This window comes from Bradyrhizobium sp. NBAIM08 (assembly GCF_020193935.1).
Taxonomy (GTDB): domain Bacteria; phylum Pseudomonadota; class Alphaproteobacteria; order Rhizobiales; family Xanthobacteraceae; genus Bradyrhizobium; species Bradyrhizobium yuanmingense.
The window spans coordinates 41,462-64,936 of sequence record NZ_JADYVR010000010.1 but is presented as its reverse complement, the minus strand read 5'-3'; the positions used below and the strand labels follow the sequence as shown (position 1 = coordinate 64,936).

19 protein-coding genes and 1 pseudogene are annotated in these 23,475 nt (G+C 65.3%); 12 read left to right on the top strand and 8 right to left on the bottom strand.

Translation table 11 applies throughout. The features are described from left to right. Positions 1-35 precede the first annotated feature (35 nt). Entirely contained in the window at positions 36-1,154 is a 1,119-nt protein-coding gene (gene hppD / locus I6F37_RS28655; RefSeq protein WP_225153342.1) for a 4-hydroxyphenylpyruvate dioxygenase, read from the bottom strand. Positions 1,155-1,275: 121 nt separating this feature from the next. On the opposite strand from hppD, the gene I6F37_RS28650 reads away from it, so the two are divergent. After that, positions 1,276-1,755 (top strand): Lrp/AsnC family transcriptional regulator, encoded by a 480-nt coding sequence (locus I6F37_RS28650; protein WP_036016121.1) that lies wholly within the window; start codon positions 1,276-1,278, stop codon positions 1,753-1,755. Positions 1,756-1,829: 74 nt separating this feature from the next. Beyond that, positions 1,830-2,141 (top strand): DUF1272 domain-containing protein, encoded by a 312-nt coding sequence (locus tag I6F37_RS28645; RefSeq protein WP_225153339.1) that lies wholly within the window; start codon positions 1,830-1,832, stop codon positions 2,139-2,141. A gap of 9 nt (positions 2,142-2,150) precedes the next feature. On the opposite strand, the gene fahA is transcribed toward I6F37_RS28645, so the two are convergent. The 5 genes from fahA to I6F37_RS28620 form a co-directional block, all read right to left on the bottom strand. Beyond that, the gene (fahA, locus tag I6F37_RS28640) at positions 2,151-3,419 is read right to left on the bottom strand and encodes a fumarylacetoacetase (protein WP_225153338.1); all 1,269 of its coding nucleotides are present in this window, start codon (positions 3,417-3,419) and stop codon (positions 2,151-2,153) included. Positions 3,420-3,559: 140 nt separating this feature from the next. Further along, positions 3,560-4,906, bottom strand: coding sequence for a homogentisate 1,2-dioxygenase (gene hmgA, locus I6F37_RS28635; protein WP_036016113.1), 1,347 nt, complete (start codon positions 4,904-4,906; stop codon positions 3,560-3,562). Positions 4,907-4,908: 2 nt separating this feature from the next. Next, positions 4,909-5,865: an MBL fold metallo-hydrolase gene (locus tag I6F37_RS28630; RefSeq protein WP_036016109.1), complete on the bottom strand. Its 957-nt coding sequence runs from the start codon at positions 5,863-5,865 to the stop codon at positions 4,909-4,911. Between the two features lie 18 nt (positions 5,866-5,883). Further along, positions 5,884-6,108 carry a DUF2783 domain-containing protein gene (locus tag I6F37_RS28625; RefSeq protein ID WP_018646238.1) on the bottom strand — a complete coding sequence of 75 codons (225 nt, stop codon included), beginning with the start codon at positions 6,106-6,108 and terminating at the stop codon, positions 5,884-5,886. 8 nt (positions 6,109-6,116) lie between these two features. Next, entirely contained in the window at positions 6,117-7,775 is a 1,659-nt protein-coding gene (locus tag I6F37_RS28620) for an FAD-dependent oxidoreductase (protein ID WP_051057220.1), read from the bottom strand. A gap of 111 nt (positions 7,776-7,886) precedes the next feature. Between I6F37_RS28620 and I6F37_RS28615 the strand changes: the two genes are divergently transcribed. From I6F37_RS28615 to I6F37_RS28605, 3 genes and pseudogenes are all read left to right on the top strand, one after another. Continuing rightward, entirely contained in the window at positions 7,887-8,429 is a 543-nt protein-coding gene (locus tag I6F37_RS28615; protein WP_225113702.1) for a MarR family winged helix-turn-helix transcriptional regulator, read from the top strand. An 88-nt stretch (positions 8,430-8,517) separates the two neighbouring features. After that, positions 8,518-9,237, top strand: coding sequence for a class I SAM-dependent methyltransferase (locus I6F37_RS28610; RefSeq protein ID WP_225153336.1), 720 nt, complete (start codon positions 8,518-8,520; stop codon positions 9,235-9,237). A gap of 37 nt (positions 9,238-9,274) precedes the next feature. Further along, positions 9,275-9,439 (top strand): annotated as a pseudogene (locus I6F37_RS28605) (MarR family transcriptional regulator); the annotation flags it as partial. 120 nt (positions 9,440-9,559) lie between these two features. On the opposite strand, the gene I6F37_RS28600 reads toward I6F37_RS28605, so the two are convergent. After that, entirely contained in the window at positions 9,560-10,366 is an 807-nt protein-coding gene (locus I6F37_RS28600) for an N-acyl homoserine lactonase family protein (protein ID WP_036015983.1), read from the bottom strand. A 346-nt stretch (positions 10,367-10,712) separates the two neighbouring features. On the opposite strand from I6F37_RS28600, the gene I6F37_RS28595 reads away from it, so the two are divergent. From I6F37_RS28595 to I6F37_RS28575, 5 genes are all read left to right on the top strand, one after another. Beyond that, positions 10,713-12,281 carry a caspase family protein gene (locus tag I6F37_RS28595; protein ID WP_225143616.1) on the top strand — a complete coding sequence of 523 codons (1,569 nt, stop codon included), beginning with the start codon at positions 10,713-10,715 and terminating at the stop codon, positions 12,279-12,281. A 147-nt stretch (positions 12,282-12,428) separates the two neighbouring features. Next, positions 12,429-13,100 carry an OmpA family protein gene (locus tag I6F37_RS28590; protein WP_036015976.1) on the top strand — a complete coding sequence of 224 codons (672 nt, stop codon included), beginning with the start codon at positions 12,429-12,431 and terminating at the stop codon, positions 13,098-13,100. Positions 13,101-13,258: 158 nt separating this feature from the next. Then, positions 13,259-14,188 (top strand): efflux RND transporter periplasmic adaptor subunit, encoded by a 930-nt coding sequence (locus I6F37_RS28585; RefSeq protein WP_036015974.1) that lies wholly within the window; start codon positions 13,259-13,261, stop codon positions 14,186-14,188. Continuing rightward, the gene (locus I6F37_RS28580) at positions 14,188-17,334 is read left to right on the top strand and encodes an efflux RND transporter permease subunit (RefSeq protein ID WP_036015972.1); all 3,147 of its coding nucleotides are present in this window, start codon (positions 14,188-14,190) and stop codon (positions 17,332-17,334) included. The genes I6F37_RS28585 and I6F37_RS28580 overlap by 1 nt, the downstream gene beginning before the upstream one ends. 61 nt (positions 17,335-17,395) lie before the next feature. Further along, complete coding sequence (locus tag I6F37_RS28575; RefSeq protein WP_225153334.1) at positions 17,396-17,635, top strand: DUF433 domain-containing protein; 240 nt, start codon at positions 17,396-17,398, stop codon at positions 17,633-17,635. Between the two features lie 11 nt (positions 17,636-17,646). On the opposite strand, the gene I6F37_RS28570 is transcribed toward I6F37_RS28575, so the two are convergent. After that, complete coding sequence (locus I6F37_RS28570) at positions 17,647-18,321, bottom strand: Crp/Fnr family transcriptional regulator (protein WP_036044931.1); 675 nt, start codon at positions 18,319-18,321, stop codon at positions 17,647-17,649. 250 nt (positions 18,322-18,571) lie between these two features. Here I6F37_RS28570 and I6F37_RS28565 point away from each other — a divergent pair, with 250 nt between their 5' ends. Then, positions 18,572-20,632, top strand: a complete 2,061-nt coding sequence (locus I6F37_RS28565; RefSeq protein WP_225143614.1) for an AsmA family protein — start codon at positions 18,572-18,574, stop codon at positions 20,630-20,632. 192 nt (positions 20,633-20,824) lie between these two features. Continuing rightward, positions 20,825-23,272 (top strand): adenylate/guanylate cyclase domain-containing protein, encoded by a 2,448-nt coding sequence (locus tag I6F37_RS28560; RefSeq protein WP_225132175.1) that lies wholly within the window; start codon positions 20,825-20,827, stop codon positions 23,270-23,272. The last annotated feature ends 203 nt before the right edge of the window (positions 23,273-23,475 follow it).

Here is a 23,475-nt window from a genome sequence, read left to right as displayed (position 1 = left end):
GCCCACCCTACAGCAGTGTGCGTGACGGCCGCAGCCTACGCCGCGTCCCCCACCTTCAACACGCCGCGGCGGATCTGATCCTCCTCGATCGATTCGAACAGGGCCTTGAAATTGCCCTCGCCAAAGCCGTCGTCGCCCTTGCGCTGGATGAACTCGAAGAAAATCGGGCCGATCGCGTTGGCCGAGAATATCTGCAGCAGCACCTTGGTCTGGCCGCCATCGACCACGCCCTCGCCGTCGATCAGGATACCGTTCTTCTTGAGCCGCGCGACGTCCTCGCCGTGCTTGGGCAGACGCGTATCGATCTTCTCGAAATAGGTGTCGGGCGGCGACGGCATGAAGGGCAGGCCGGCCTCACGCAGGCCTTCGATGGTGCGGTAGATGTCGCGGCAGCCGCAGGCGATGTGCTGGATGCCTTCGCCGCGATAGGTCTGCAGATATTCCTCGATCTGGCCGGACTCGCCGGCGTCCTCGTTGATCGGAATGCGGATCTTGCCGTCGGGGCTGGTCAGCGCGCGCGAGAACAGGCCGGAGGCGCGGCCCTCGATGTCGAAGAAGCGGATCTGGCGGAAGTTGAACAGCTTCTCGTAGAACCCGGCCCAGACATTCATGCGGCCGCGATGGACGTTGTGGGTGAGATGGTCGAGATAGAACAGGCCGGCGCCATGCGGCTTGGGATCGCGCGCGCCCAGCCATTCGAACTCGGCATCGTAGGCCGAGCCTTGGGCACCATAGCGATCGACGAGATAAAGCAGACTGCCGCCGATGCCCTTGATCGCGGGCACGTCGAGCGTCTTCTGCGCCGATGACACATCGGCCGGCTCGGCGCCGAGCGCAATCGCGCGGTCATAGGCTGCCTTGGCGTCGACGACGCGGAACGCCATCGATGGCGCACAGGGGCCGTGGGCGGCGACGAACTCATAACCGTGAGTGCCGTGCTCCTCGTTGACGAGATAGTTGATATCGCCCTGGCGATAGACCGTGATCTTCTTGGTTCTGTGGCGCGCGACCGGGGCGTAGCCCATCAGCTTGAACAAAGCGTGCAGCTCTTGCGGATTGGGATGCGCGTATTCGACGAACTCGAAGCCGTCGGTGCCCATCGGATTGTCGGCAGTGATCGTGGCCGGTGGTGCATCGTGCGGAAACGGTCCCATGGTGTTCTCCCGAATGGCTGCTGCCAGGAACTATCCTTCATGGGGCGCGCAAGGAGCGTGCAAACGGGCCGCTGATTGGCTATTATATGCACGATCCGTGCATCAAATGGGCAGAATGCGCATGATTTCGGTGGATGCCTTCGACCTCAGGATTCTCGGCGCGCTCCAGGACGATGGCCGCCTCACCAACCAGGAGCTCGCCGAGCTCGCGGGCCTGTCAGCCTCGCAATGCTCGCGGCGGCGGATGCGGCTGGAGGAGGAGAAGGTGATCGCGGGCTACCACGCCGACCTCTCCAGCGAGGCGCTCGGCTTCGGCGTGATCGCCTTCATCCAGGTCGGGCTCGCGACGCATTCGCCGGACAATTCCAAGCGTTTTCGCGCGCTGGTGAACCGGATCGACGAGATCCAAGAGGCGTATTCGCTGACGGGCGATGCCGACTATGTGCTCAAAGCCGTGCTGCGCGATCTCAAGGGCCTGTCCAACCTCGTCAACGACGTGCTGATGCCGCACCAGAGCGTGGCGCATGTGCGCTCCTCGATCGTGCTTGATAGGCTGAAGGAGAGCTCGAAGCTGCCGCTGAAGGAGATCAAGCCCGGCTGAAATCGAGGGAACTATGGCATTCGCGCTGGCAACGCGATCTGCGATGATCGCAGCTCTAGTTGCGGAGGTTCAACATGGCGCTCCAGCTGCGACCGAATTGCGAATATTGCGATTGCGACCTGCCGCCCGACGCGACCAATGCGCGGATCTGCTCCTATGAATGCACGTTCTGCGCGGACTGCGTCGAGACCAAGCTGTTCAATGTCTGCCCGAACTGCGGCGGCGGCTTCGCCCCGCGCCCGATCAGGCCGGCGCAGGAATGGCGGCCGGGCGTATGCACGGCCAGGCAGGCGCCGTCCGACAAGCGGGTGCATCTGAAGTACAGCGTCGAGGACGTCGCGGCGCATTGTGCGCGGGTGCGCGACGTGCCGCCGGAGAGCCGGTGATTTGGCCCGCTACTCCGCCGCCACGATCGTTCCCTCGACCTCGCCGAAGCCGACGCGGTAGCCGTTGCCCTGGCACCAGCCGCGCATCACGAGGCTGTCGCCGTCCTCCAGGAACGAGCGCCTGGCGCCGCCGGGCAGCTCGACCGGCTCGGTGCCGTTCCAGCTGATCTCGAGCAGGCTGCCGCGCTGGTTCTTCTCAGGACCGGAGATGGTGCCGGAGCCTAAGAGATCGCCGACATTCATGGCGCAGCCCGAGGAGGCGTGGTGCATCAATTGCTGCACCGAGGACCAATACATGTATTTGAAGTTGGTGCGGCTGATGCTGGCGGGCGCATTGGCGCCGGCGGCGTGCAAGGAGACGTCGAGCGCGACATCGTAATTCTGCGGCTTGGTCTGCTTGAGATAATCGAGCGGGACCGGCTGCTGCTCGGGCCCGTTCAGGCGGAACGGCTCCAGCGCCTCGCGCGTCACCACCCAGGGGCTGATCGAGGTCGCAAACGCCTTGGCCAGGAACGGACCGAGCGGCACATACTCCCATTGCTGGATGTCGCGCGCGCTCCAGTCGTTGAGCAGCACGAAGCCAAAGATCATCTCCTCGGCCTGGCTCTCGGTGATCATCCCGCCCATCGGCGACGGCTGGCCGATCACGACACCCATCTCCAGCTCGAAATCGAGCCGCTTGCACGGCGCAAAGCTCGGCAGCTCCACATTCGGCGGCTTCAGCTGCCCGCGCGGCCGCTTCACCCTGGTGCCGGAGACGACCACTGTGGAGGCGCGGCCGTTATAGGCGATCGGCATGTGCAGCCAGTTCGGCTGCAGCGCATTGTCCTTGCCGCGGAACATCACGCCGACATTGGTGGCGTGCTCTTTCGAGGAATAGAAATCGGTGTAGCCGGAGACGGCGAAGGGCAGGTGGAGCTTCGCGTCGCGCATGAGAACGAAAGCGCGCGAGCGCAACTGCTCGTTATCGCGCAGCTCCGGATTGTCGTGCCGCAAGAGCTCGCTGATGCGCGCGCGGGTTTTCGACCAAACCTTTGGACCCAGATGCATCAGGGCGTTCAGTCCTCCTGCAAATGTGCCCGGATCGCCCGCACTGATCAGGCCATCTTGCTCGAGCTCCCAGAGATCGAGCACGTAGTCGCCGATCGCTACGCCGAGGCGCGGGGCACGGCCATCCTTGGTCGAGAACACGCCATAGGGCAGATTTTGGATCGGGAAGTCCGAGCCCGGATCGACGGCGATGAAGGAGCGGAGGCTGGGGTCGTTGGGGTGGGGCATTGGTTCCTGCCGAATGTTTATTCACAGTTTCTCCGCCGTCATTCCGGGGCGCGCGGAGCGCGAGCCCGGAATCCATATTCACAATCGTGGTTATGGATTCCGGGCCTGCGCCTTCGGCGCATCCCGGAATGACCAAGTAACTACGGCTTGCCCGGATCGAACCGCTTCTCCAACCCCTTCCAACAATCCGCGTAATCGGCCTGGAGCGTGGCGGCGTTCGCCGCATGCGCGGTGACGCGCTGCGGGTAGCGGGTCTCGAACATGAAGGCCATGGTGCCGGTCAGCTTCACCGGCTTCAATTCGCCGTTGCTGGCGTGCTCGAAGGCGTCGCGGTCGGGGCCGTGCGGCAGCATGCAATTGTGCAGCGAGATGCCGCCGGGGACGAAGCCCTGCGGCTTGGCGTCGTAGACGCCGTAGATCAGGCCCATGAACTCGCTCATGATGTTCATGTGATACCAGGGCGGCCGGAAGGTATTTTCCGCGACCATCCAGCGCTCCGGGAAGATCACGAAGTCGATATTCGCGGTGCCCGCCGTCTCCGACGGCGAGGTCAACACCGTGAAGATCGAGGGATCGGGATGGTCGAAGCCGATCGCGCCGACGGGAGAGAAGGTACGCAGATCATACTTGTACGGCGCGTAATTGCCGTGCCAGGCCACGACGTCGATCGGCGAATGCGGCAACGTGGTCTTGAACAGCGAGCCGCCCCATTTCACGTAGAGCTCGGTCGGCGTGTCCTTGTCCTCGTAGTTTGCCACCGGCGTCAGGAAGTCACGCGCATTGGCGAGGCAATTGGCGCCAATCGGCCCGCGCTCCGGCAGCGTGAAGGCGCCGCCATAATTTTCGCAGAGATAGCCGCGCGCCGGGCCGTTCGGAATCTCGACGCGGAACTTGACGCCGCGCGGGATCACCACGATCTCGCCAGGCTCGGCATCGATACGGCCGAACTCGGTGACAAGGCGCAGATTGCCCTGCTGCAGCACGAACATCAGCTCGCCGTCGGCATCGTAGAAATGCTGATCCACCATCGACTTGGTGATGAGGTAGACATGCGCGGCCATGCCGGCCTGCGTATTCACATCCCCCGCCGTCGTCATGGTCTGCACGCCCTGAATGAAGGTGACCTCCTCCTTCGGCAGCGGCGTCGGATCCCAGCGCAGCTGCGCGATCGGCAGGTCGTATTCATGGCACGGCGCCGAACGCCACAGCCCGGCGTCGACCTTCTCGAAGCGGCCGGAATGCTTCACTGAGGGGCGGATGCGGTAGAGCCAGGAGCGCTCATTGCTGCCGCGCGGCGCGGTGAAGGGCGAGCCCGAGAGCTGCTCGGCATAGAGTCCGTAGGCGCAGCGCTGCGGCGAGTTGCGCCCGATCGGCAGCGCGCCCGGCAGCGCCTCGGTCTCGAAAGAGTTGCCGAAGCCGGACATGTAGCCCGGCGTCACCTGGGCCGAGCTGCGGATGATCTGATCAGGCGAGGTATTGATGTTCATGACTATCCTCCTCCTTGCAAAGCGGCCCACATTTCCTGGTCGCGCTTGTCGGTCCAGATCACGGGGTCGTCGATACCGGATGCTTCGTCGTAGGCGCGCGAGACGTTGAACGGCAGGCAGTGCTCGTAAATGGCAAAGCTCGAGAATTTCGGATCCATCACCTCGCGCGTCGCCGCCATCGATTCCTTTAAGCTGCGGCCCCTGGCGACCGAGATTTCGGCCGCGCCATAGAGCGAGGTGACGAAGTCGCGCGTCATCGCGATGGCCTCGCGCACCGTGGCGGTGCCCTTCAGCGCATCGCCGCGGCCCGGCGCGATCGCCTTCGGATTGAAGTTGCGGATCTCGTTCAGCGTCATCGGCCATTCTCGCAAATGCGCATCGCCGCAATAGCAGGCCGAGTGATACTCGATGAGGTCGCCCGAGAACATCACCTCCGCATCCGGCACCCAGCCGACGATGTCGCCCGAGGTGTGGCCGGCGCCGAGCTGCATCAGGCGCACCTCGCGCTTGCCGAGATAGATCGTCATCTCGCCTTCGAAGGTCAGCGTCGGCCAGGTCAGGCCGGGAATGCTCTGCGCATCCTGGAACAGGCGCGGAAAGCGGCCGTACTCGGAATCCCAATCCTGCTGGCCGCGCTCCGCAATCAGCCGATGAGTCTCCTGCGAGGCGACGATACCTTGGGCGTGATAGGCGGAGGCGCCCAGCACGCGCACGGCGTGATAATGCGACAGCACGACATATTTGATCGGCTTGTCGGTCACCGTGCGGACCCGCTCGATCACCTTGTTCGCCATGGCCGGCGTCGCCTGCGCGTCGAACACGAGGCAGCCATCGTCGCCGACGATCACGCCGGTGTTGGGATCGCCCTCGGCGGTGAAGGCATAGAGATCGGTGCCGATCTCGGAGAAGGTGATCTTCTTCTCGGCGAGATCGCCGGTGGATGCGAAGTTTTTCGCCATCAATTCGTCCTTACCAGGTTATTGTTGCTGCTGTTGTTGCTGCTGGCCGTCGATCATGCGGCGCCTGGCCAGTCCGATCGCCTCGCGCAGCACGTCGATGTCGCCGATATGGTTGGCGAGGATCAGAACCAGCGCCGCGTCGAAATCGGCGCTCTGCTCCTCGGTCAGGCCGCGATGCGCCTCGACGATGGCGCGGAAGGCATCGTCGGGGCGTGCGAAGTTCGAACTGGTGGAGAGCGGCATGCGGAACCTCAATACAAACCTTCGGCTCGCGCCAGCGCCGCCGCGATCGCCGAACGCGTCGGATGACGGAAGCGCGCCGCGACATAACCGTCGGGCCTCAGCAGATAGGCGGCACCCGGCACGGCGCCGTAGCGCTTTGCGACTAGGCCCGAGGGATCGGTAAATTCACCGTCGGCGCCAATGCGGATGCCCTTGATACCATCAGGCGCATCGATCGGCGCGCCATTGCTGAACGACAGCAAAGTGAAATCCGTTCCACCCTTGCGGAAGGCATCCGTCAGATAGATCGGCTCGCCGGCGGACGTTGCGGCGGGCGCGTCGAGCATCGAACCGCCGGGCGGGGGTCCACCGCGCCACGTATCCGCGTCAAGCGAGGACAGCGGCGTATCGTAGCTGCACGGCACCGACAGCCGACCGCCATTGACCATGCGCTTGCCGAATTCGGTCTCCTTGGCCAGCGACAGCACCGCCTTGCGCAACCGCGCCTCCTGATGCGAGTTCGGTGCCATGAAGTCGGTCGAGCGGGTGGATTCGCGGATGTTCTCGTCGGCCGCCATGCTGCGCTCGAGATGGTAGCTCTCCAGCAGGCTCGCAGGCGATTTGCCGCGCAGCACGCGGTCGAGCTTCCAAGACAGATTCTCCGCGTCTTCGAGTCCCGAGTTCGCGCCACGCGCACCGAAGGGCGAGACCTGGTGCGCGGAATCGCCGGCAAAAATGACGCGGCCATGGATGAAGCGGTCCATCCGCCGGCACTGGAATTTGTAGAGCGAAATCCACTCGAACTCGAACTTGTCATGGCCGAGCATGCGCGCGATCCGCGGCCGCACGTTTTCCGGCTTCTTCTCGAGGACCGGATCGGCATAGCGATTGAGCTGGAGATCGATGCGCCAGACATCGTCGGGCTGCCGGTGCAGCAGCGCCGAACGCCCGGCATGGAACGGCGGATCGAACCAGAACCAGCGCTCGGTCGGAAATTCCGCGGTCATCTTGACGTCGGCGATCAGGAATTGATCCTCGAAGACCTGGCCGGCGAATTCCGCCCCGACCATCTGCCGCAGCGAGGAGCGCGCGCCGTCGCAGGCGACGACATAGCGCGCATTCAGGCGGTAGGCGCCCTCGGGCGTCTCGATCGTCAGCAGCGCGGATTCGTTGCGCTGCTCGAGCGCTGTCACCTTGTTGCGCCAGCGCAGGTCGATCTCTGGCAGCTCGTTGATGCGATCAACCAGATAGGCCTCGGCGTAATATTGCTGGAGATTGATGAAGGCCGGCCGCTTGTGACCGTCTTCGGGCAGGAGATTGAACTGGTAGAGCTGCGACTCGCCATGGAAGATCCGCCCCACACTCCACACCACGCCCTTCTCGACCATGCGGTCGCCGACGCCGAGCCGGTCCCAATATTCCAGCGAGCGTTTCGAGAAGCAGATCGCGCGCGAGCCCTCGCCGATGCGGTCGGCGTCATCGAGCAGCACGACGCGCTGGCCGCGCTGGGCAAGATCGATCGCCAGCGACAACCCGACCGGGCCCGCGCCGACGATCACGACCGGATGCGCCGCGGGGCTCGAGCCGGGGCGGTCCTGATCGGGGTGACGGCGGTAGCCGAACTGGGTCTTGGCTTGAGCGGTCTTGGCGTTCAGGGTTTTGGCGTGAGGGGTATTGGCCGGCGCCATACACGAACCTCGGCTCTGGTCAGGACAGGATCGATCTGTTAGATAGTCTCACGTGCAACTATTTTGGACCGGAGCCGGCCGGCCGTCAACTGGAATTCGGAGGCGCTCTCCTTGGCGAGGACATCCAGCGACATCGCGCTCAAAGCGCGCGCGGCCGACGAGGCGTCGGCGCGGCCAAAGCTGCGGCTCGATCTGTTCAAGTTCGTGCCGTTCCGCCTCAACCGGCTCGCAGCGGAGGTCAGTTCCGCGCTGTCGGTCGAGTATCAGGAACGCAACGGCCTCGACATTCCGGCCTGGCGCGTCATCGCCACGCTCGGCTTCCGCAATGATGCCTGCAGCGCGCAATACATTTCGCAATGCACCCGCACGCACAAATCCACCATCAGCCGCGCAGTGACGGCGCTGCTCAGCGACGGCCTGATCGAGCGGGTCGAGAACGAAGCCGACCGCCGCGAATTCCGCCTGCAACTGACGAAAAAGGGCCGCGCGCTCTACGAGGAGCTGTTCCCGCAATTGCTGCGGCGAGAGGACGAGATCCTCGCCTGCCTCTCGGCGCAGGAGCGCAAGCAGCTCTCGGCCCTGCTCGGCAAGATCGAGCAGAGCCTCGATCTGATCCAGACCAGCGAAGAGGCGGATGCGAAGCAGGCGTATTAGGGCGCCCCCCATAAGGCGCAGACGTCAGCTTTTGGGAGCCCGGTTGAGAAAGCTTGGTAGGACCGTGACGGCAGCGAGGTATATAGCGATGCTCCTTGTGGCGTTTGCCGCAACTCGCGCATACGCCGCTGACATAGGTTATCTGGCTCCCCCTGGAGTCGCGGCAAACGAGTTTCCCTCACCGCAGCGTCCTGTCGCACGGATCGTCAGCCCGCGCCGCTCCGCCGAAGAGCGCCGCGACGCCCTGAATGAGGCCGGTCAAATCGCACGCGCTCTTGAACTGAAACCAGGGATGACTGTCGGCGACATTGGAGCAGGCAGTGGCTACCACACGGTCAGGCTCTCGCACCTCGTCGGATCCGCCGGCTCTGTCGTTGCCCAGGACGTCACGCGGAATTACCTCGTCGAACTCGCCAGGCGAACAAAACTTCTTAAGTTGACAAACGTGCAATTCGCGCTCGGCGAACCACACGACCCGCGTCTGCCCGCTTCCTCGCTGGACGCCGCAATCCTTGTGCATATGTATCACGAGATAGCCCAACCCTATGCCTTTCTCTACAATCTTGCGTCCGCCTTGAAGCAAGGTGCGCGGGTCGGAATTGTCGATCTTGAGCTTCCGACGTCGAAGCATGGCACGCCAATTGAGCTCTTGCGCTGCGAGTTGACCGCCGTCGACTATCGCGAGATCGCCACATATAAGCTCGCAGGGGGCGGAGGATACCTGGCGGTATTCTCTCCTCCGGAGCTAGCGGCTCGAAAATCTCCCCACGATATCGTTGCTTGCGGGGATCCTGCCGGTGCTCGTTGACATCGCGCCCGCCTCCCGTCTCAACCCATCCGACGAACTCTACGAGGAGCTGTTCCCGCAATTGCTGCGGCGAGAGGACGAGATCCTCGCCTGCCTCTCGGCGCAGGAGCGCAAGCAGCTCTCGGCCCTGCTCGGCAAGATCGAGCAGAGTCTCGATCTGATCCAGACCAGCAAAGAGGCGGATGCGAAGCAGGCGTATTAGCCACCGCTGTCATTCCGGGGCGCCGCGCAGCGGTGAGCCCGGAATCCATCGCGACATCAGCTGCGTCGACAGATGGATTCCGGGTTCGCGCTTCGCGCGCCCCGGAATGACGCTACGGTGTCACTTTACAAACGACCGCGACGGCGGCAGATGCAGCGCCCAGGCATCGACCTCATCGCTGGCGCGCGGATAGATCTCCGTCACGATCGGATCGTGGCCGGGGATGAACCTGTCGGGATGACCGGCGAGGCGCTCGATCGTGTCCCAGCCTTGCGCCATGTCGCCGACATTATAAACGATCGGGAACGGGCTCTTGCGCTGCAGATTGGCGTAATAATGCGCGGCATCTGAGGCCAGCACCACGGCGCCGCGCGCGGTCTCGACCTTCACCACCTGCAAGCCGTCGGAATGGCCGCCGACGCGGTGCACGGTCACGCCGGGAGCAACCTCGCCATCGCCGGAATAGAAGGTGACGCGCTCGCCATAGACGTGGCGCACCATCAGCGTGACATGCTCGACCGAGAACGGGTGGCGCAGCAGGCCGTTGCACATGCAGCGTCCGGTCGCGTAGGCCATCTCGCGCTCCTGCAGATGGAAGCGCGCGTTGGGAAAGCGGTCGAGATTGCCGGCATGGTCGTAATGCAGATGTGTCACGATGACGTCACGAATGGCTGACGCCGCGACGCCGAAACGCTCTAGCGCATCGACGGGATTGAGCGTGAGCTTGCGCGCCCGCGCGCTCGCCTCCTCGGCGTTGAAGCCGGTATCGACCAGAATGTCGCGGCCGTGCCCTCGAATCAGCCAGACGAAATAATCGAGGTCCTGCGCCGCGCTGTCATGCGGGTCGGGCAGGAGGAAGTTCATGTGGGGGGTGCGCGGCGACATCGTCGCATAGCGCAGGGCGTAGATCTCGTAGACGTTTCCCATGGGCTCGCTTTTTTTAGAGTTGGATCTTGGACGATCGCGCACACCAAGCCACCACCGGCAGGAAAGGTCAAACCCGGAGGCGAGGCTGCAATGTGAGATCGATCACGTCTTCACCCGCCCTGGCTGCGCTAAGGTCCGCCGACAGCATCGAGGTACCGAGGACCGTCATGACAACACCATCCATTCCTCTCGCGGCATGCCCATCCGCTGCGGTCCATCATCGGGATAAGGTCGAATCTCCAAGCGGTTGACGCCCTCCGTCCCCGGTTTGATAATGAGGTAAGCGTAAGTTAAGGTCGCCGCGGCGCAAGCTGGAACGGCGCCTTTTGGCTGGACCGCGCTGATTATGAAAATTCGCTTCTTTTTTCTTCTGCCCTTGCTGATCTCGCTCGTCCCGACGGCCCCCTCGCTTGCGGCCGGCGACCGTTTTGCGCTGGTCATCGGCAACGCCAAATATCCGGATGCGGATGCCCCGCTGAAGGAACCGATCAACGATGCGCGCGCCGTCGCCGACGAGCTCAAGCGCGACGGCTTTTCGGTCGAACTCGGCGAGAATCTGACCGGCGACGCCATGCGCCGCGCCTTCGACAAGCTCTACGGCAAGATCAAGCCGGGCTCGGTCGCGCTGGTGTTCTTCTCGGGTTTCGGCATCCAGTCCGCGCGCCAGAGCTACCTGCTGCCGGTGGATGCGCAGATCTGGACCGAGTCCGACGTGCGCCGCGATGGTTTCAGCCTCGAGACGGTCCTCGGCGAGCTCAACACCCGCGGCGCCGGCGTCAAGATCGCGCTGGTCGATGCGTCCAGGCGCAACCCGTTCGAGCGCCGGTTCCGCAGCTTCTCAGCGGGCCTGACCCCGGTGATCGCCCCGAACGGCACGCTGGTGATGTACTCGGCGGCGCTGGCCTCGGTGGTCTCGGACGCCGGCGGCGACCGCAGCCTGTTCGTCCAGGAGCTGCTGAAGGAAATCCGCGTTCCCGACCTGATGGCCGAGGAGACGCTGAACCGCACCAAGATGGGCGTCACCCGCGCCTCGCGCGGCGAGCAGGTGCCGTGGATTTCCTCGTCATTGGCCGAAGATTTCTCGTTCATTCCGGGCGCCGGCGGATCGCGTCCGGCAACGCCGCCGCCCGCGCCTCCCGCTGCGCCGGCCGTCGTCGCCAACAACCCGCCGGCCGCCCCTCCCGCACCGCCGACACCACCACCGCCGCCGAAGCCGGCCGACAGCGCGGCTGCGGCTCCCGCTCCTGCGCCTCCGCCACCTGCGGCTCCAGTCGCGGCGCCGGCACCGGCGCCCGCGCCTGCTCCCACCCCGAGGCCGCAGATCGAGGCCGCCCTGCCGCCGCCGCCACCGCCGGTGAAGCCGGTTGATCCCGTTCCTGCGCCGAGCACGGACGGTGGGCCGAGCGCTGCCGCCCTGGCTGACGATCCCACGATCAAGAGCCTGACTGCCAAGATTGCCGCCAACCCTGACGACGTGAACGCGCTGTACCGCCGCGGCCAGGTTTATGCCAGCAAGGGCGCCTACAGCCTCGCCATCAAGGATTTCGACGACACCCTCCGGATCAATTCGAAGGACGTCGAGGCCCTCAACAACCGCTGCTGGACCCGCACCGTGGTCGGCGACCTCCAGGCCGCGCTGAAGGATTGCAACGAGGCGCTGCGGCTGCGGCCGAACTTCGTCGATGCACTGGACAGCCGCGGGCTCGTCAATCTGAAGTCAGGCGCGGTGAAGAATGCGATCGCCGATTTCGACGCGGCCCTGAAGATCAACCCGCGCCTGACGTCCTCGCTCTACGGACGCGGCCTTGCCAAGCAACGCAACGGCTCGGCCCAGGAGGGGGCGCTGGACATCGCCAATGCCAAGGCGATGGATCCGAACATCGTTCAGGAATTCGCAAGCTACGGAGTGCGCTAGTATTTGTTTGAGTTGGGCCCCCGTCCAAGGCTCGAACCTTGAACAGCCCTGGGAAGACCAATGGGCGGATGCCGCAACAGGCCTTTTCGGGGGCGTGTTGCTTGAATTTTGAGAGCACGTGAGCTGGCTGCGCAGGAGGGACTGGGAATGAGATCGGCTGCAAATTGGCTTACCGCGATTCTGTCCATCATCACCGTCGGCGCCGCGCTGTCACTGCCGACCTCGGCTGCATATGCGGGCGATGACGGCAACAGCAAGAACGTCACCGAGGACGAGATCGTCCGCGCGCTGGCGCCGGCGCCGAAGAAGCCCTTGACGCGCGGCCTCTCGATCGGCCCGCAGACCGCCCCTGCACCGAGCGCGACCGACTCCAAGCTGATCCAGTCGGTGCGCGGCCGCTCGACGCGTTCGCTGTCGTCGACCGAGCGCGAGGAAATCGCCTTGGCCGCCAAGGACAAGCCGAACATCGATCTCGAGATCACGTTCGACTACAACTCCGCCAATATCAGCGCCAAGTCGCTGCCCTCGGTGCAGGCGCTCGGCCGCGCCTTGACCAGCCCGGACCTGAAGGGCTCGACCTTCGTGGTCGCCGGTCATACCGACGCCGCCGGCGGCGAAGCCTACAACCAGGACCTCTCGGAGCGTCGCGCCGATTCGATCAAGCGCTACCTGGTCGAGAAGTACAGCATCTCCGCGACCGATCTCGTCACCGTCGGCTACGGCAAGAGCAAGCTCAAGGACCCGAACCAGCCGCTGGCGGAGGCCAACCGGCGCGTGCAGGTCGTCAACATGGAAAACAAGACCACCGCATCGAAGTGAGCACGACGAATCCATTGCCAGTGACAAGTCGTGATGTCGTGTAAGGTCTCGTTTCCAAAGCGCGTCCCGCAGCCTTGCGGGACGCCGCTTCATGTCAGAAAAGCGCTCCGTTTGGGCCTCGCGCGGATGGCCGTGAGCCAGGTCAGGATGATCCGGCGATGAATTTGACTGAATACCTCAAGCCGGCCGGAACCGTGCTGTTCGTCGCCGCGCTCGGCATCGGCTATTATCTGTTCGAGCATCGCAAGCGTCCCGAGCCGAAGGAGACGCAAAGCGAAGCGCTCGTCATCGTGACGAAGTCAACCAATGCCTGCTTCTCCGATCTGGTGCGGGTGACCGGCTTCTTCGTACCGCGCCGCGAGGCGGTGGTCGTTGCCGATCAGGAAGGCTCCAGGGTCACCGACCTCCTGGTCACCGAGGGCACGATCGTCGCCGACAATCAGGAGCTAGCGCGCCTGACCGCACCGCCGCAGATTCCGGGCCAGCCGCAGCGGCCCGGCCCGCAAGGCCCGATCTCGCTGAAAGCCCCCGCGCCGGGCCTTGTCACCGAAGTCCGCACCATCGTCGGCGCGCCGGCCTCGCCGCAGGCCGGTCCGATGTTCCGCATCGCCGTCAACAACGAGATCGAGCTCGACGCCCAGGTCCCGGCGGTGCACATGTCCAAGCTCACCTCCGGCGCCACCGTGCGGATCAGCCGCGACGATGCGCCCGACCTGATCGGGCGGGTCCGGCTGGTTGCACCCGAGATCGACCGCGCCACGCAACTCGGGCGGGTCCGCATCAGCGTCGCCAACAACCCCTCGCTCAAGGTCGGCGTGTTCGCTCGCGCCTCGATCGACGCCAAGCGAAGCTGCGGCGTCTCGATCCCGAAGACCGCGATCGATCACCTCACGGTGCAGGTCGTCAAGGGCAATGTCGTCGAGACACGCAAGGTGCGGGTCGGATTGTCGTCCGACAGCGCGACGGAAATCCTGGAAGGGCTGCAGGTCGGCGAAATCGTCGTGGCCGACGCCGGCTCTTCGCTCCATGACGGCGACCAGATCAAGACCATGTTCGCCGATGAACTCGATCGCACGCGGGTACGCTGATGGCTCTCAATATCTCGGCATGGTCGATCCGCAATCCGCTCCCGTCGGTCGTCTTCTCGATCATCCTGCTGGTCCTCGGCTGGGTGTCCTTCACCAAGCTCGCGATCACACGGCTGCCCTCGGCCGACATCCCCGTGATCTCGGTGGCGGTATCGCAGTTCGGCGCAGCGCCGGCCGAGCTCGAATCTCAGGTCACCAAGACGGTTGAAGACGCGGTCTCCGGCGTCGAGGGCGTCAGGCACATCACCTCGTCGATCACCGACGGCCTGTCGGTCACCACGATCCAGTTCGCGCTCGAGACCAACACCGACCGCGCGCTCAACGACGTCAAGGACGCGGTGACGCGCGTGCGCTCCAACCTGCCGCAGAACGTCACCGAGCCGCTGATCCAGCGCGTCGACGTCATCGGCCTGCCGATCGTGACCTATGCCGCGATCTCGCCCGGCAAGACGCCGGAGCAGCTCTCCTATTTCGTCGACGACGTGGTCAAGCGCGCGCTGCAGGGCGTGCGCGGCGTCGCCCAGGTCGAGCGCATCGGCGGCGTCGAGCGCGAGATCCTGGTCTCGCTGGATCCCGATCGCCTGCAGGCGATGGGCCTGACCGCGGTCAATGTCAGCCAGAGCCTGCGCGGCACCAATGTCGACGTCGCCGGCGGCCGCGCCGAGATCGGCAAGAACGACCAGGCGATCCGCACGCTCGCCGGCGCCAAGACGCTTGGCGATCTCGCCGGCACCATGATCCCGCTGTTCGGCGGCGGCGAGGTCCGGCTCGACGATCTCGGCACCGTCACCGACACCATCGCCGACCGCCGCACCTTCGCCCGCTTCAACGGCGAGCCGGTGGTCGCGCTCGGCATCAAGCGCTCCAAGGGCGCCAGCGACGTGAAGGTCGCCGAGGCCGTGCAGAAGCGCATCGACGCGCTGAAAGCCGCCTATCCCGACGTCGACCTGAAGGTGATCGACACCTCGGTCGAATACACCAACGGCAATTACCACGCGGCGATCTCGACCCTGTTCGAAGGCGCGATCCTCGCCGTGATCATCGTGCTCTTGTTCCTGCGCGACCTGCGCGCCACCATCATCGCCGCGATCTCGCTGCCGCTGTCGATCTTCCCGGCGTTCTGGGCGATGGACCTGCTCGGCTTCTCGCTGAACCTCGTCAGCTTCCTCGCCATCACGCTCTCGACCGGCATTCTTGTCGACGATGCCATCGTCGAGATCGAGAATATCGTCCGGCACATGAACATGGGCAAGTCGCCCTACCGGGCCGCGCTCGAGGCCGCCGACGAGATCGGCCTCGCCGTCATCGCGATCTCGCTGACCATCATCGCCATCTTCGCGCCTGCGAGCTTCATGTCCGGCATTGCCGGACAGTTCTTCAAGCAGTTCGGCATCACCGTCTCGGTGCAGGTGTTCTTCTCGCTGCTCGCCGCGCGCTTCGTCACGCCGGTGCTGGCCGCCTATTTCCTCAAGCACAGTACGCACGAGGAGCCGCCGCCCGGTCCCATCCTGCGCTCCTATCATCGCATCGTGGCCTGGTCGGTGAAGCACTATTTCATCACGGTGCTGATCGGGCTCGGCGTCTTCGCCGCCTCGATCTGGAGCATCACGCTGCTGCCGCAGGGCTTCCTGCCGGCCCAGGACAGCGCGCGCTCGCTGCTTGCGCTCGAGCTGCCGCCGGGTACCCAGCTCGCCTACACCGAGAAGGTCACCGAGGACATCGTCGCGCGCCTACGCAAGCGGCCCGAGGTCAAGAGCATCTTCGTCGACGGCGGCCGCGTCCCGCCGGGCACCCAGGAGGTGCGCCGCGCCGCCCTGATCATCAATTACACGCCCAAGGACAGCCGCGACATCACCCAGCGCGAGCTCGAATTCTCCATCAGCCAGGAGCTGGAGAACGTTCCCGATATCCGCTTCTGGTTCCTGGACGAGAACGGCCTGCGCGCGATCTCGCTGGTGGTGACCGGCGTCGACCCCAACATCGTCAACAACGTCGCGAGCGAGCTTGCGACGCAGATGAAGCGCATTCCCACCATCGCCAACGTCATCTCGGAAACTTCGCTGGAGCGCCCCGAACTGCGCATCGAGCCGCGCGCCGATCTCGCCGCACGGCTCGGCGTCTCCACCGAAAGCCTGTCGCAGACCATCCGTGTCGCCACCATCGGCGACGTCGGACCGGCACTCGCCAAGTTCGACGTGGGCGACCGCCTCGTGCCGATCCGCGTGCAGCTCGAGGACGCCGCCCGCGGCGATCTGAAGACGCTGGAGCAGCTCCGCGTGCCGCTCGGCGAGCGCGGCGAGAAGGGCGGCGTGCCGCTTTCGGTCATCGCCGACGTCAAGCTCGACCAGGGTCCGACCAGCATCGGCCGCTACGATCGCGAACGGCAGGCGACCGTTGCCGCCGACCTCGTCGGCTCCGCCGCGCTCGGCGATGCCACCAAGAAGATCTACGACCTGCCGGTCATGAAGACCCTGCCGAAGGGCGTGAAGGTCTCGCCCTCGGGTGACGCCGAAAGCCTGAACGAATTGTCCGAGGGTTTTGCGACCGCCATCACGGCGGGGCTGATGATGGTCTATGCGGTGCTGGTGCTGCTGTTCGGCACCTTCCTGCAGCCGATCACCATCCTGTTCTCGCTGCCGCTCTCGATCGGCGGCGCGATCGCGGCCCTGCTCGTCACCGGCAAGCAGCTCACCACGCCGGTGTGGATCGGCATCCTGATGCTGATGGGCATCGTCACCAAGAACGCGATCATGCTGGTGGAATTCGCCATCGAGTCCATCAAGGCCGGCACGCCGCGCGAGGAGGCCATGATCGATGCCGGCATGAAGCGCGCCCGTCCGATCGTGATGACCACGATCGCCATGGCCGCGGGCATGATGCCGAGCGCCCTGGCCGTCGGTGCCGGCGGCGAATTCCGCTCGCCGATGGCGCTCGCGGTGATCGGCGGCCTGATCTTCTCGACCCTCCTGTCGCTGGTGTTCGTGCCCGCGATGTTCATGGTGATGGACGATTTCGGCGCCCTGATCTGGCGCTTCGCCAAGCGGCTGATCGTGCACAGCGAGGATGCGGAGACGGACCATCATGGGGCTGCGCCGGCGGAAGCCAGGCCGGCGGCGACGAGCATCGCACGACCCGCGGCGGAGTAGGGTCCACGCCAGCTTGGAAGCCCACGGTGGCGCAAGTCGTTTGCGCCCGCTAGCCTATGGCATGGCCTTCGCGCGCATCACGATGGACCCTGCCGTCTGCACTGGCAAAGCTTGCATTCGCGGGCTGCGTTTTCCGGTTGCGCGGCTGCTCAGCCTGCTGGCGGCCGGCGAGACGCGCGAATCGGTCCTCAATGAATATCGGTATCTCGAGCGCGAGGACATCGATGAGGCACTGCGATACGCGGCGTTCCTCGCCGAGGATCTAGCCGTCGATCTGTCTCCACCCGCCGAGCAAGAGTGAAACTGCTCGCCCTACTCGTTCCGCGCGATCGCGGTCAGCTTGGTCATGTTCCGCAGCAGGATCCGGCCGCGCTGGAGATCGAGGATCGCTTCCTTGCGCCAGGCCTGGAGCTGGCGGTTTACGCTTTCGCGGGCGGCGCCGACGAAGACGCCGAGTTGCTCCTGCGAGATGTGGACCTCGGAACCGAAATCGGCGGCGAGCGCGCAGAGCCGCCGCGCCAGCCGCACCGGCAGCGGCTGCAGCATGGATTCTTCCATGCGCTCGCTCTGCCAGCGGATGCGCTGGCACAGCAGCGCGATGATTTTGATCGCGACCTTGGGCTCGCGCTCGAGGAAGCCGAGGAAGTCTTCGCGCCGCAGCACGAACAATTCGCTGGCCTCGCCCGCGGTCGCGTCCGCCGTCCGGTTCTGGCCGTCCAGCACCGCGACCTCGCCGAACAGGTCGCCCGGCCCCATGAAGTTCAGCGTCAGCCGGCTGCCGTCGGCGGCGCCGGTCTCGATGCGGACCTGGCCGCGGCGCACGCCGAACAGCGCATTGCCGGGATCGCCCTTCTGGAACAGCACCTCGCCGCTGGCCAAATGCTGGGTGTGGCAGAGATTGGACAGCCGCTGGAGCTCGTCTGCGCCGAGATCGGCGAACATCGGGTTCATCTTCAGGATGACCGCAAATTCGGCCTGCTTGCTCATGTCAATGTCCTTGTGAACGTGCTGGTCATCGTCTCTTGGCAAATCGTCTTGGCAAATCGCTTGAAACCATCAACCTCAGGATCGCGTAAAACAGCGCCAGAGAAGTGTGTCATAAGTCACATAACTTTGCAGCACCCCCTGACTATTTTTGCGCGCTTGGAGCCGCTTCCCGTCCGGGGATAAACTCCGGGCGCAAAGGACGGGTGATCGGCCGGGTTCGGCGCGGATTGTCCGTTGCTGGAAAGTCGACATGAGAGCATTGAAATTCGTCGGCGGGGCTTTGGCCGCCGTCATCGTCGTGATCGCACTTCTGCTCGTGGTCGGGATCCCCTCGGGCTTCCTGACCTCGACGATCGCCTCGCGCCTCGAGAGTGCGACCGGCTATCGGCTGTCGATCGACGGCACCACCAAGATCAGCCTATGGCCGACGCTGAACGTCACGCTGAACGACCTCACGCTGGCCGACCCCAAGGACCGCAGCGGCATCACGCGCCTGACGATCGATCGCGTGCAGGCCGACATGTCGCTCGCGAGCGTGTGGTCCGGCAGGCCCGAGATCAGCGAGCTCGTCGTCACCCGTCCCGTGCTCTACCAGCCGCTGCTGCGCGAACGCCTGCCGAATGCGGCCGCGCCTGCGAAGCCGCTCGCGCTAGACACCAAAGGCGCCACCATCGACCGCATCAAGATCACCGACGGCGAGGTGGCATTCTCGCGCCTGCGCGACCGTGTCGAGGGCCGCATCAGCGCCATCAACGCCGACGCGACCCTGGACCGCGACCGCAAGGTCAACATCACCGGCACCGCGCGCGTCGGCGATCACCCGACCAAGTTCGACATCAAGGCGGCCTCGCCGGCCGAACGGCCGGCGTTTCATGTGGATTTCGCTATCGATATGCCCAGCGTGCTGAAGTCCCAGCTCACCGGCCAGGCCGAGATGCGGCTGAGCGGCAATGTCGTGATGATCAACGGCGTGAACGGCAGGCTCGGCGATGGCGCCTTCAATGGCTGGGCTTCCGTCGACATCGCGAGCAAGCCGCTGGTCAAGGTCGATCTCGACTTCCATCGGCTCGCCATGCCGCTGGCGAAATCGCCGGAAGGCGTGTCCGGGCAGCCCTGGAGCAATGCGCCGATCGACGTCTCGGGGCTCAACTATGTCGATGCGCAAGTGCGGATCTCCGCCAACGAGGCGGTGATCGGCGATGCGCGCATCGCGCCGCTGGCGCTCGACGCCAAGCTCGCCGGCGGCGTGCTGAAGGCCGGCACGGCCAATCTCGGCGCCTATGGCGGCCAGGTCTCGGGCGAGGTGATCCTGGACGCGACGACCGGCGCGCCGAGCTTTGCCATGCATTCCGACCTCGTCGGCGTGCGCGCGCTGCCGCTGCTCCAGAGCCTTGCCGAGTTCGATCGCATCGACGGCAAGCTGCAGGCCAAACTCGCCCTGCGCAGCGCCGGCAACAGCCAGCGCGCGCTGATGGCGAACATGCAAGGGACGGCCTTCGTCAATTTCCAGGACGGCGCGATCCGCGGCATCAATGTCGCGCAGATGATCCGCTCGCTGACGACGAGCACGCTCTCCGGCTGGCAAGGAAACCAGAATGGAAACCAAAACGGAAACCAGGACCCGAGCCAGGAGCAGAGCACGGATCTGTCGCAGCTCTCGGCCTCCTTCCGCATCGACAAGGGTCAGGCGGTGACGACCGATCTCAACCTGATCGGGCCGCTGGTGCGCGTCACCGGCGCCGGCACCATCGCGCTCGACACCAAGATGATGGGCTTTCGCGTCGAGCCGAAGCTCGTGATGACGACCGAAGGCCAGGGCCGCACCTCCGAGCCGGTCGGCTTCGGCATTCCCGTGATGATCCAGGGCTCCTGGTCGCAGCCGCGGATCTATCCCGACATGGCCGGCATGCTGGACAATCCCGACGCCGCCTATGCCAAGCTGCGCGAGATGGGCAAGGGCCTGTTCGGCCCTGACGGCGCCGGGCTCGGCAACATCCTGGGCAGCCTCGGCCTTGGTGGCACCGTCGCGCCGGGCGGCAATGCCAATCCGCAAGGCCAGCAACCGGGGCAGAACAATCTGCTTGGCGGCCCGCTCGGGGAGGCGATCGGCAATCTGATCCAGCATGGTCTCTCCAGCGGCGCGGGGAGCGGCACTGGCACCGGCACCGGGCGCAACCGCAGCCTGCCGGCAACGCCCTCGACGCCGGCGCCGCAGGCCTCCCCTGCGGCCCCCGCCCTGGAGGATCCGCCGGCCGCGCAGCAGGACAGTCAGCCAATGAACGACGTGCTGCGGCAGCTCTTCAACCGCTAAGCTCCCTCCTTCGAACAGATCGGGCTGCGACCATCGCCGCCCGTCCACCTGCCCAGGAGGCCACAGGGGGTAACCACACCGGCCGGTCCCCGGCCGCGCGACGGCCCTTCGGTCCAAATTGTGCTAGAACGGCTTGGAAGGGCCTGTACGGCCCATAGCGCGCAGCGTCCGTGGCGGCGCGAGAGGATCGGGATGGCAGGAGCGAACGACAAGACACGATCTCTGCGCGAGGGCCTGTTCGCCAAATACGTCGTCTCTCTCGTCGGCCTCGTCGTGTTCGTCCTCGCCGTCAACGGGGCGATGGAGACCTGGATCTCCTACCGCGCGACGCGGACACAGCTGACCGACGGCCTGGAGGACAAGGCGCAGGCGGCCGCCCGGCGCATCGAGCAGGCGATTTCGGAGCTCGACCGCCAGATCAGCTGGGTGACGCGCGCGAGCCAGGACACGCTGGAGAAGCGCCGCGCCGACTATGCGTCGCTGCTGCATCAGGTTTCCGTCGTCAACCAGCTGTTCCAGCTCAACGGCGACGGCCGCGAGGTGCTGCGCGTCTCCAGGCAATCGACCACGACCGGCGGCAATGCCGACCTCTCCCGCGACGTGCGCTTCACCGACGCCGTCGCCCGCGGCGTCACCTACGCGCCGGCCTGGTTCGCCGACCGGACGCCGTTGATGTCGATCTCGGTGGCGCATTCCGGCTTCAATGCCGGCGTCACCGTGGCCGAGATCGACCTCGGTTTCCTCTCCGACTTCCTGTCCGACGCGCAAGTAGGCAAGGCCGCCTTCGCCTATGTCGTCGATCCGCGCGGCCGGGTGCTGGCGACGTCATCGAAAGGGCCCGAGATCGGCAAGGACCTCTCCAAACTGCCGCAGGTGGCGGCCGCGATCGCGCCCGGCCACGAAGCCGAGACGTCGGGCACCGACTTCAACGGCCATGCGGTGATGAGCGCCGCGAGCATCGTGCCGAAGCTCGGCTGGAGCGTGCTGTTCGAGCAGCCGACCACGCAGGCCCTGATGCCGATCCGCGACCAGCTGGTGCGCATCGCGCTTCTGATCGGCATGGGCCTGATGGTCGCGATCCTCGCCGGCACGCTGCTCGCCCGCCGCATGATCATCCCGATCACGGCGCTGCGCGACGGTGCGCATAAGCTCGGCGAAGGCGATTTCAGCCACCGCATCGACGTGCACACCTCCGACGAGCTGGAAGACCTCGCCGGGCAGTTCAACCGCATGGCCGACCAGATCCAGGAGACCTATTCGAACCTGGAGAGCAAGGTCGAGGAGCGCACCCGCGATCTCGCGCAGTCGATCCACGAGCTCAAGGTGCTGGAGGAGGTCGGCCGCGCGGTGGCCTCCTCGCTCGATCTCAACGCGGTGCTTGCAACCATCGCCGCCCGCGCCATCGAGATCACCCGTGCCGACGCGGTGCTGATCTACGGCTTCGACGCCGAAGCGCGCCGCTTCAACCTGGTCGAGGCCAACGGCATCGACAAATCCGCCGAGGGCGCGCATGTCACCATCGCCCAAGGCGGCAACATCCTGAGCGATGCCGCCGACAGCGGCGCGCCGATCGCGCTGGCCGAGCTTGGCGATGCCGCCGAGCAGCCGCTGCGCGAGGCCGCGCTCGCGGCCGGCTTCAACTCGGTGCTGGTGGTGCCGCTGATCGACCAGCAGGGCACGCTGGGCTCGCTCGTGGTGCTGCGCCGCGCCACCGGGGCGTTCGCGCCCAGCATCATCGGCCTGATGCGCACCTTCGCCAACCAGGCCGTGCTGGCGATGCGCAATGCGCAGCTGTTTACCGAGGTCGACCACAAGAGCCACGCGCTGGAGGCGGCGAACACGACCGTGCGCGCGCAAGCCGACAAGCTCCGCGAGCAGACCGAGCAGCTCAAGGACTGGAACAAGTCGCTGGAGGAGCGCGTCCGGACCCAGCTCGGCGAGATCGAGCGCATCCGCAAGCTCGAGCGTTTCCTGGCGCCGCAGGTGGCGCAGCTGATCGCCTCCTCCGACAGCCCCGAGGGGCTGCTGACCAGCCAGCGCCGCGAGGTCACGGTGGTGTTCTGCGACCTGCGCGGCTTCACCGCGTTCACGGAAGCGACCGAGCCGGAAGAGGCGATGAACGTGCTGCGCGAATATCACGCCGCACTCGGCCAGCTGATCTTCAAGTACGAGGGCACGCTGGACAAATATGCCGGCGACGGCGTGATGATCCTGTTCAATGCCCCCATCCAGTTCGAGGACCACACCAAGCGCGCTGTGAAGATGGCGGTGGAGATGCGCGACACGATCGGCCCCCTGACCGAGCGCTGGCGCAACCGCGGTCATAGCCTCGGCTTCGGCATCGGCGTCGCGCTCGGCTATGCCACGCTCGGCCAGGTCGGCTTCGAGCAGCGGCTGGAATATGCCGCGATCGGCAGCGTCACCAACCTCGCCTCCCGCCTCTGCAGCGAAGCCAAGCCCAACCAGATCGTGGTCAGCCGCCGCGTCTACGGCATGGTCGAGCCTTTCGTCGAAGCCCGCGCCCTCGACGATCTCCAGCTCAAGGGCTTCAATCACCCCGTGCTGGCGATGGAGATCCTGAGCTGGCGCGAGGAGGTGGAGAACGTGGTGGATGCGGCGGCGGTGCGGCGAAGGGGGTAGCCGCAAACAAAACTGCGAAAACAACCCCATGCACAGTAGGCAGGGGCTTTGGGATCAATGACTTACGGCAGGCCTCGGCCGCGTGCCGCGCAATTTGACACGTCGGGCAAAACACCGGCAGATTGGCAGCATCCCAGCTCCCTCTCACGAACCACATCCCTCCTCCCCGCGACCAACCATCGCCTCAACGGCGAGGCGGACTT

Excerpts from the sequence above, each read along its gene's own strand:
- I6F37_RS28625 (WP_018646238.1), bottom strand. The coding sequence starts at position 6,108 with ATGCCGCTCTCCACCAGTTCGAACTTCGCACGCCCCGACGATGCCTTC.
- I6F37_RS28620 (WP_051057220.1), bottom strand. The coding sequence starts at position 7,775 with ATGGCGCCGGCCAATACCCCTCACGCCAAAACCCTGAACGCCAAGACC.
- hmgA (WP_036016113.1), bottom strand. The coding sequence starts at position 4,906 with ATGAACATCAATACCTCGCCTGATCAGATCATCCGCAGCTCGGCCCAG.
- hppD (WP_225153342.1), bottom strand. The coding sequence starts at position 1,154 with ATGGGACCGTTTCCGCACGATGCACCACCGGCCACGATCACTGCCGAC.
- I6F37_RS28570 (WP_036044931.1), bottom strand. The coding sequence starts at position 18,321 with ATGAGCAAGCAGGCCGAATTTGCGGTCATCCTGAAGATGAACCCGATG.
- I6F37_RS28575 (WP_225153334.1), top strand. The coding sequence starts at position 17,396 with ATGGCCTTCGCGCGCATCACGATGGACCCTGCCGTCTGCACTGGCAAA.
- I6F37_RS28585 (WP_036015974.1), top strand. The coding sequence starts at position 13,259 with ATGAATTTGACTGAATACCTCAAGCCGGCCGGAACCGTGCTGTTCGTC.
- I6F37_RS28600 (WP_036015983.1), bottom strand. The coding sequence starts at position 10,366 with ATGGGAAACGTCTACGAGATCTACGCCCTGCGCTATGCGACGATGTCG.
- I6F37_RS28645 (WP_225153339.1), top strand. The coding sequence starts at position 1,830 with ATGGCGCTCCAGCTGCGACCGAATTGCGAATATTGCGATTGCGACCTG.
- I6F37_RS28590 (WP_036015976.1), top strand. The coding sequence starts at position 12,429 with ATGAGATCGGCTGCAAATTGGCTTACCGCGATTCTGTCCATCATCACC.
- I6F37_RS28560 (WP_225132175.1), top strand. The coding sequence starts at position 20,825 with ATGGCAGGAGCGAACGACAAGACACGATCTCTGCGCGAGGGCCTGTTC.
- I6F37_RS28610 (WP_225153336.1), top strand. The coding sequence starts at position 8,518 with ATGCTCCTTGTGGCGTTTGCCGCAACTCGCGCATACGCCGCTGACATA.
- I6F37_RS28595 (WP_225143616.1), top strand. The coding sequence starts at position 10,713 with ATGAAAATTCGCTTCTTTTTTCTTCTGCCCTTGCTGATCTCGCTCGTC.
- fahA (WP_225153338.1), bottom strand. The coding sequence starts at position 3,419 with ATGCCCCACCCCAACGACCCCAGCCTCCGCTCCTTCATCGCCGTCGAT.
- I6F37_RS28580 (WP_036015972.1), top strand. The coding sequence starts at position 14,188 with ATGGCTCTCAATATCTCGGCATGGTCGATCCGCAATCCGCTCCCGTCG.
- I6F37_RS28565 (WP_225143614.1), top strand. The coding sequence starts at position 18,572 with ATGAGAGCATTGAAATTCGTCGGCGGGGCTTTGGCCGCCGTCATCGTC.
- I6F37_RS28630 (WP_036016109.1), bottom strand. The coding sequence starts at position 5,865 with ATGGCGAAAAACTTCGCATCCACCGGCGATCTCGCCGAGAAGAAGATC.
- I6F37_RS28650 (WP_036016121.1), top strand. The coding sequence starts at position 1,276 with ATGATTTCGGTGGATGCCTTCGACCTCAGGATTCTCGGCGCGCTCCAG.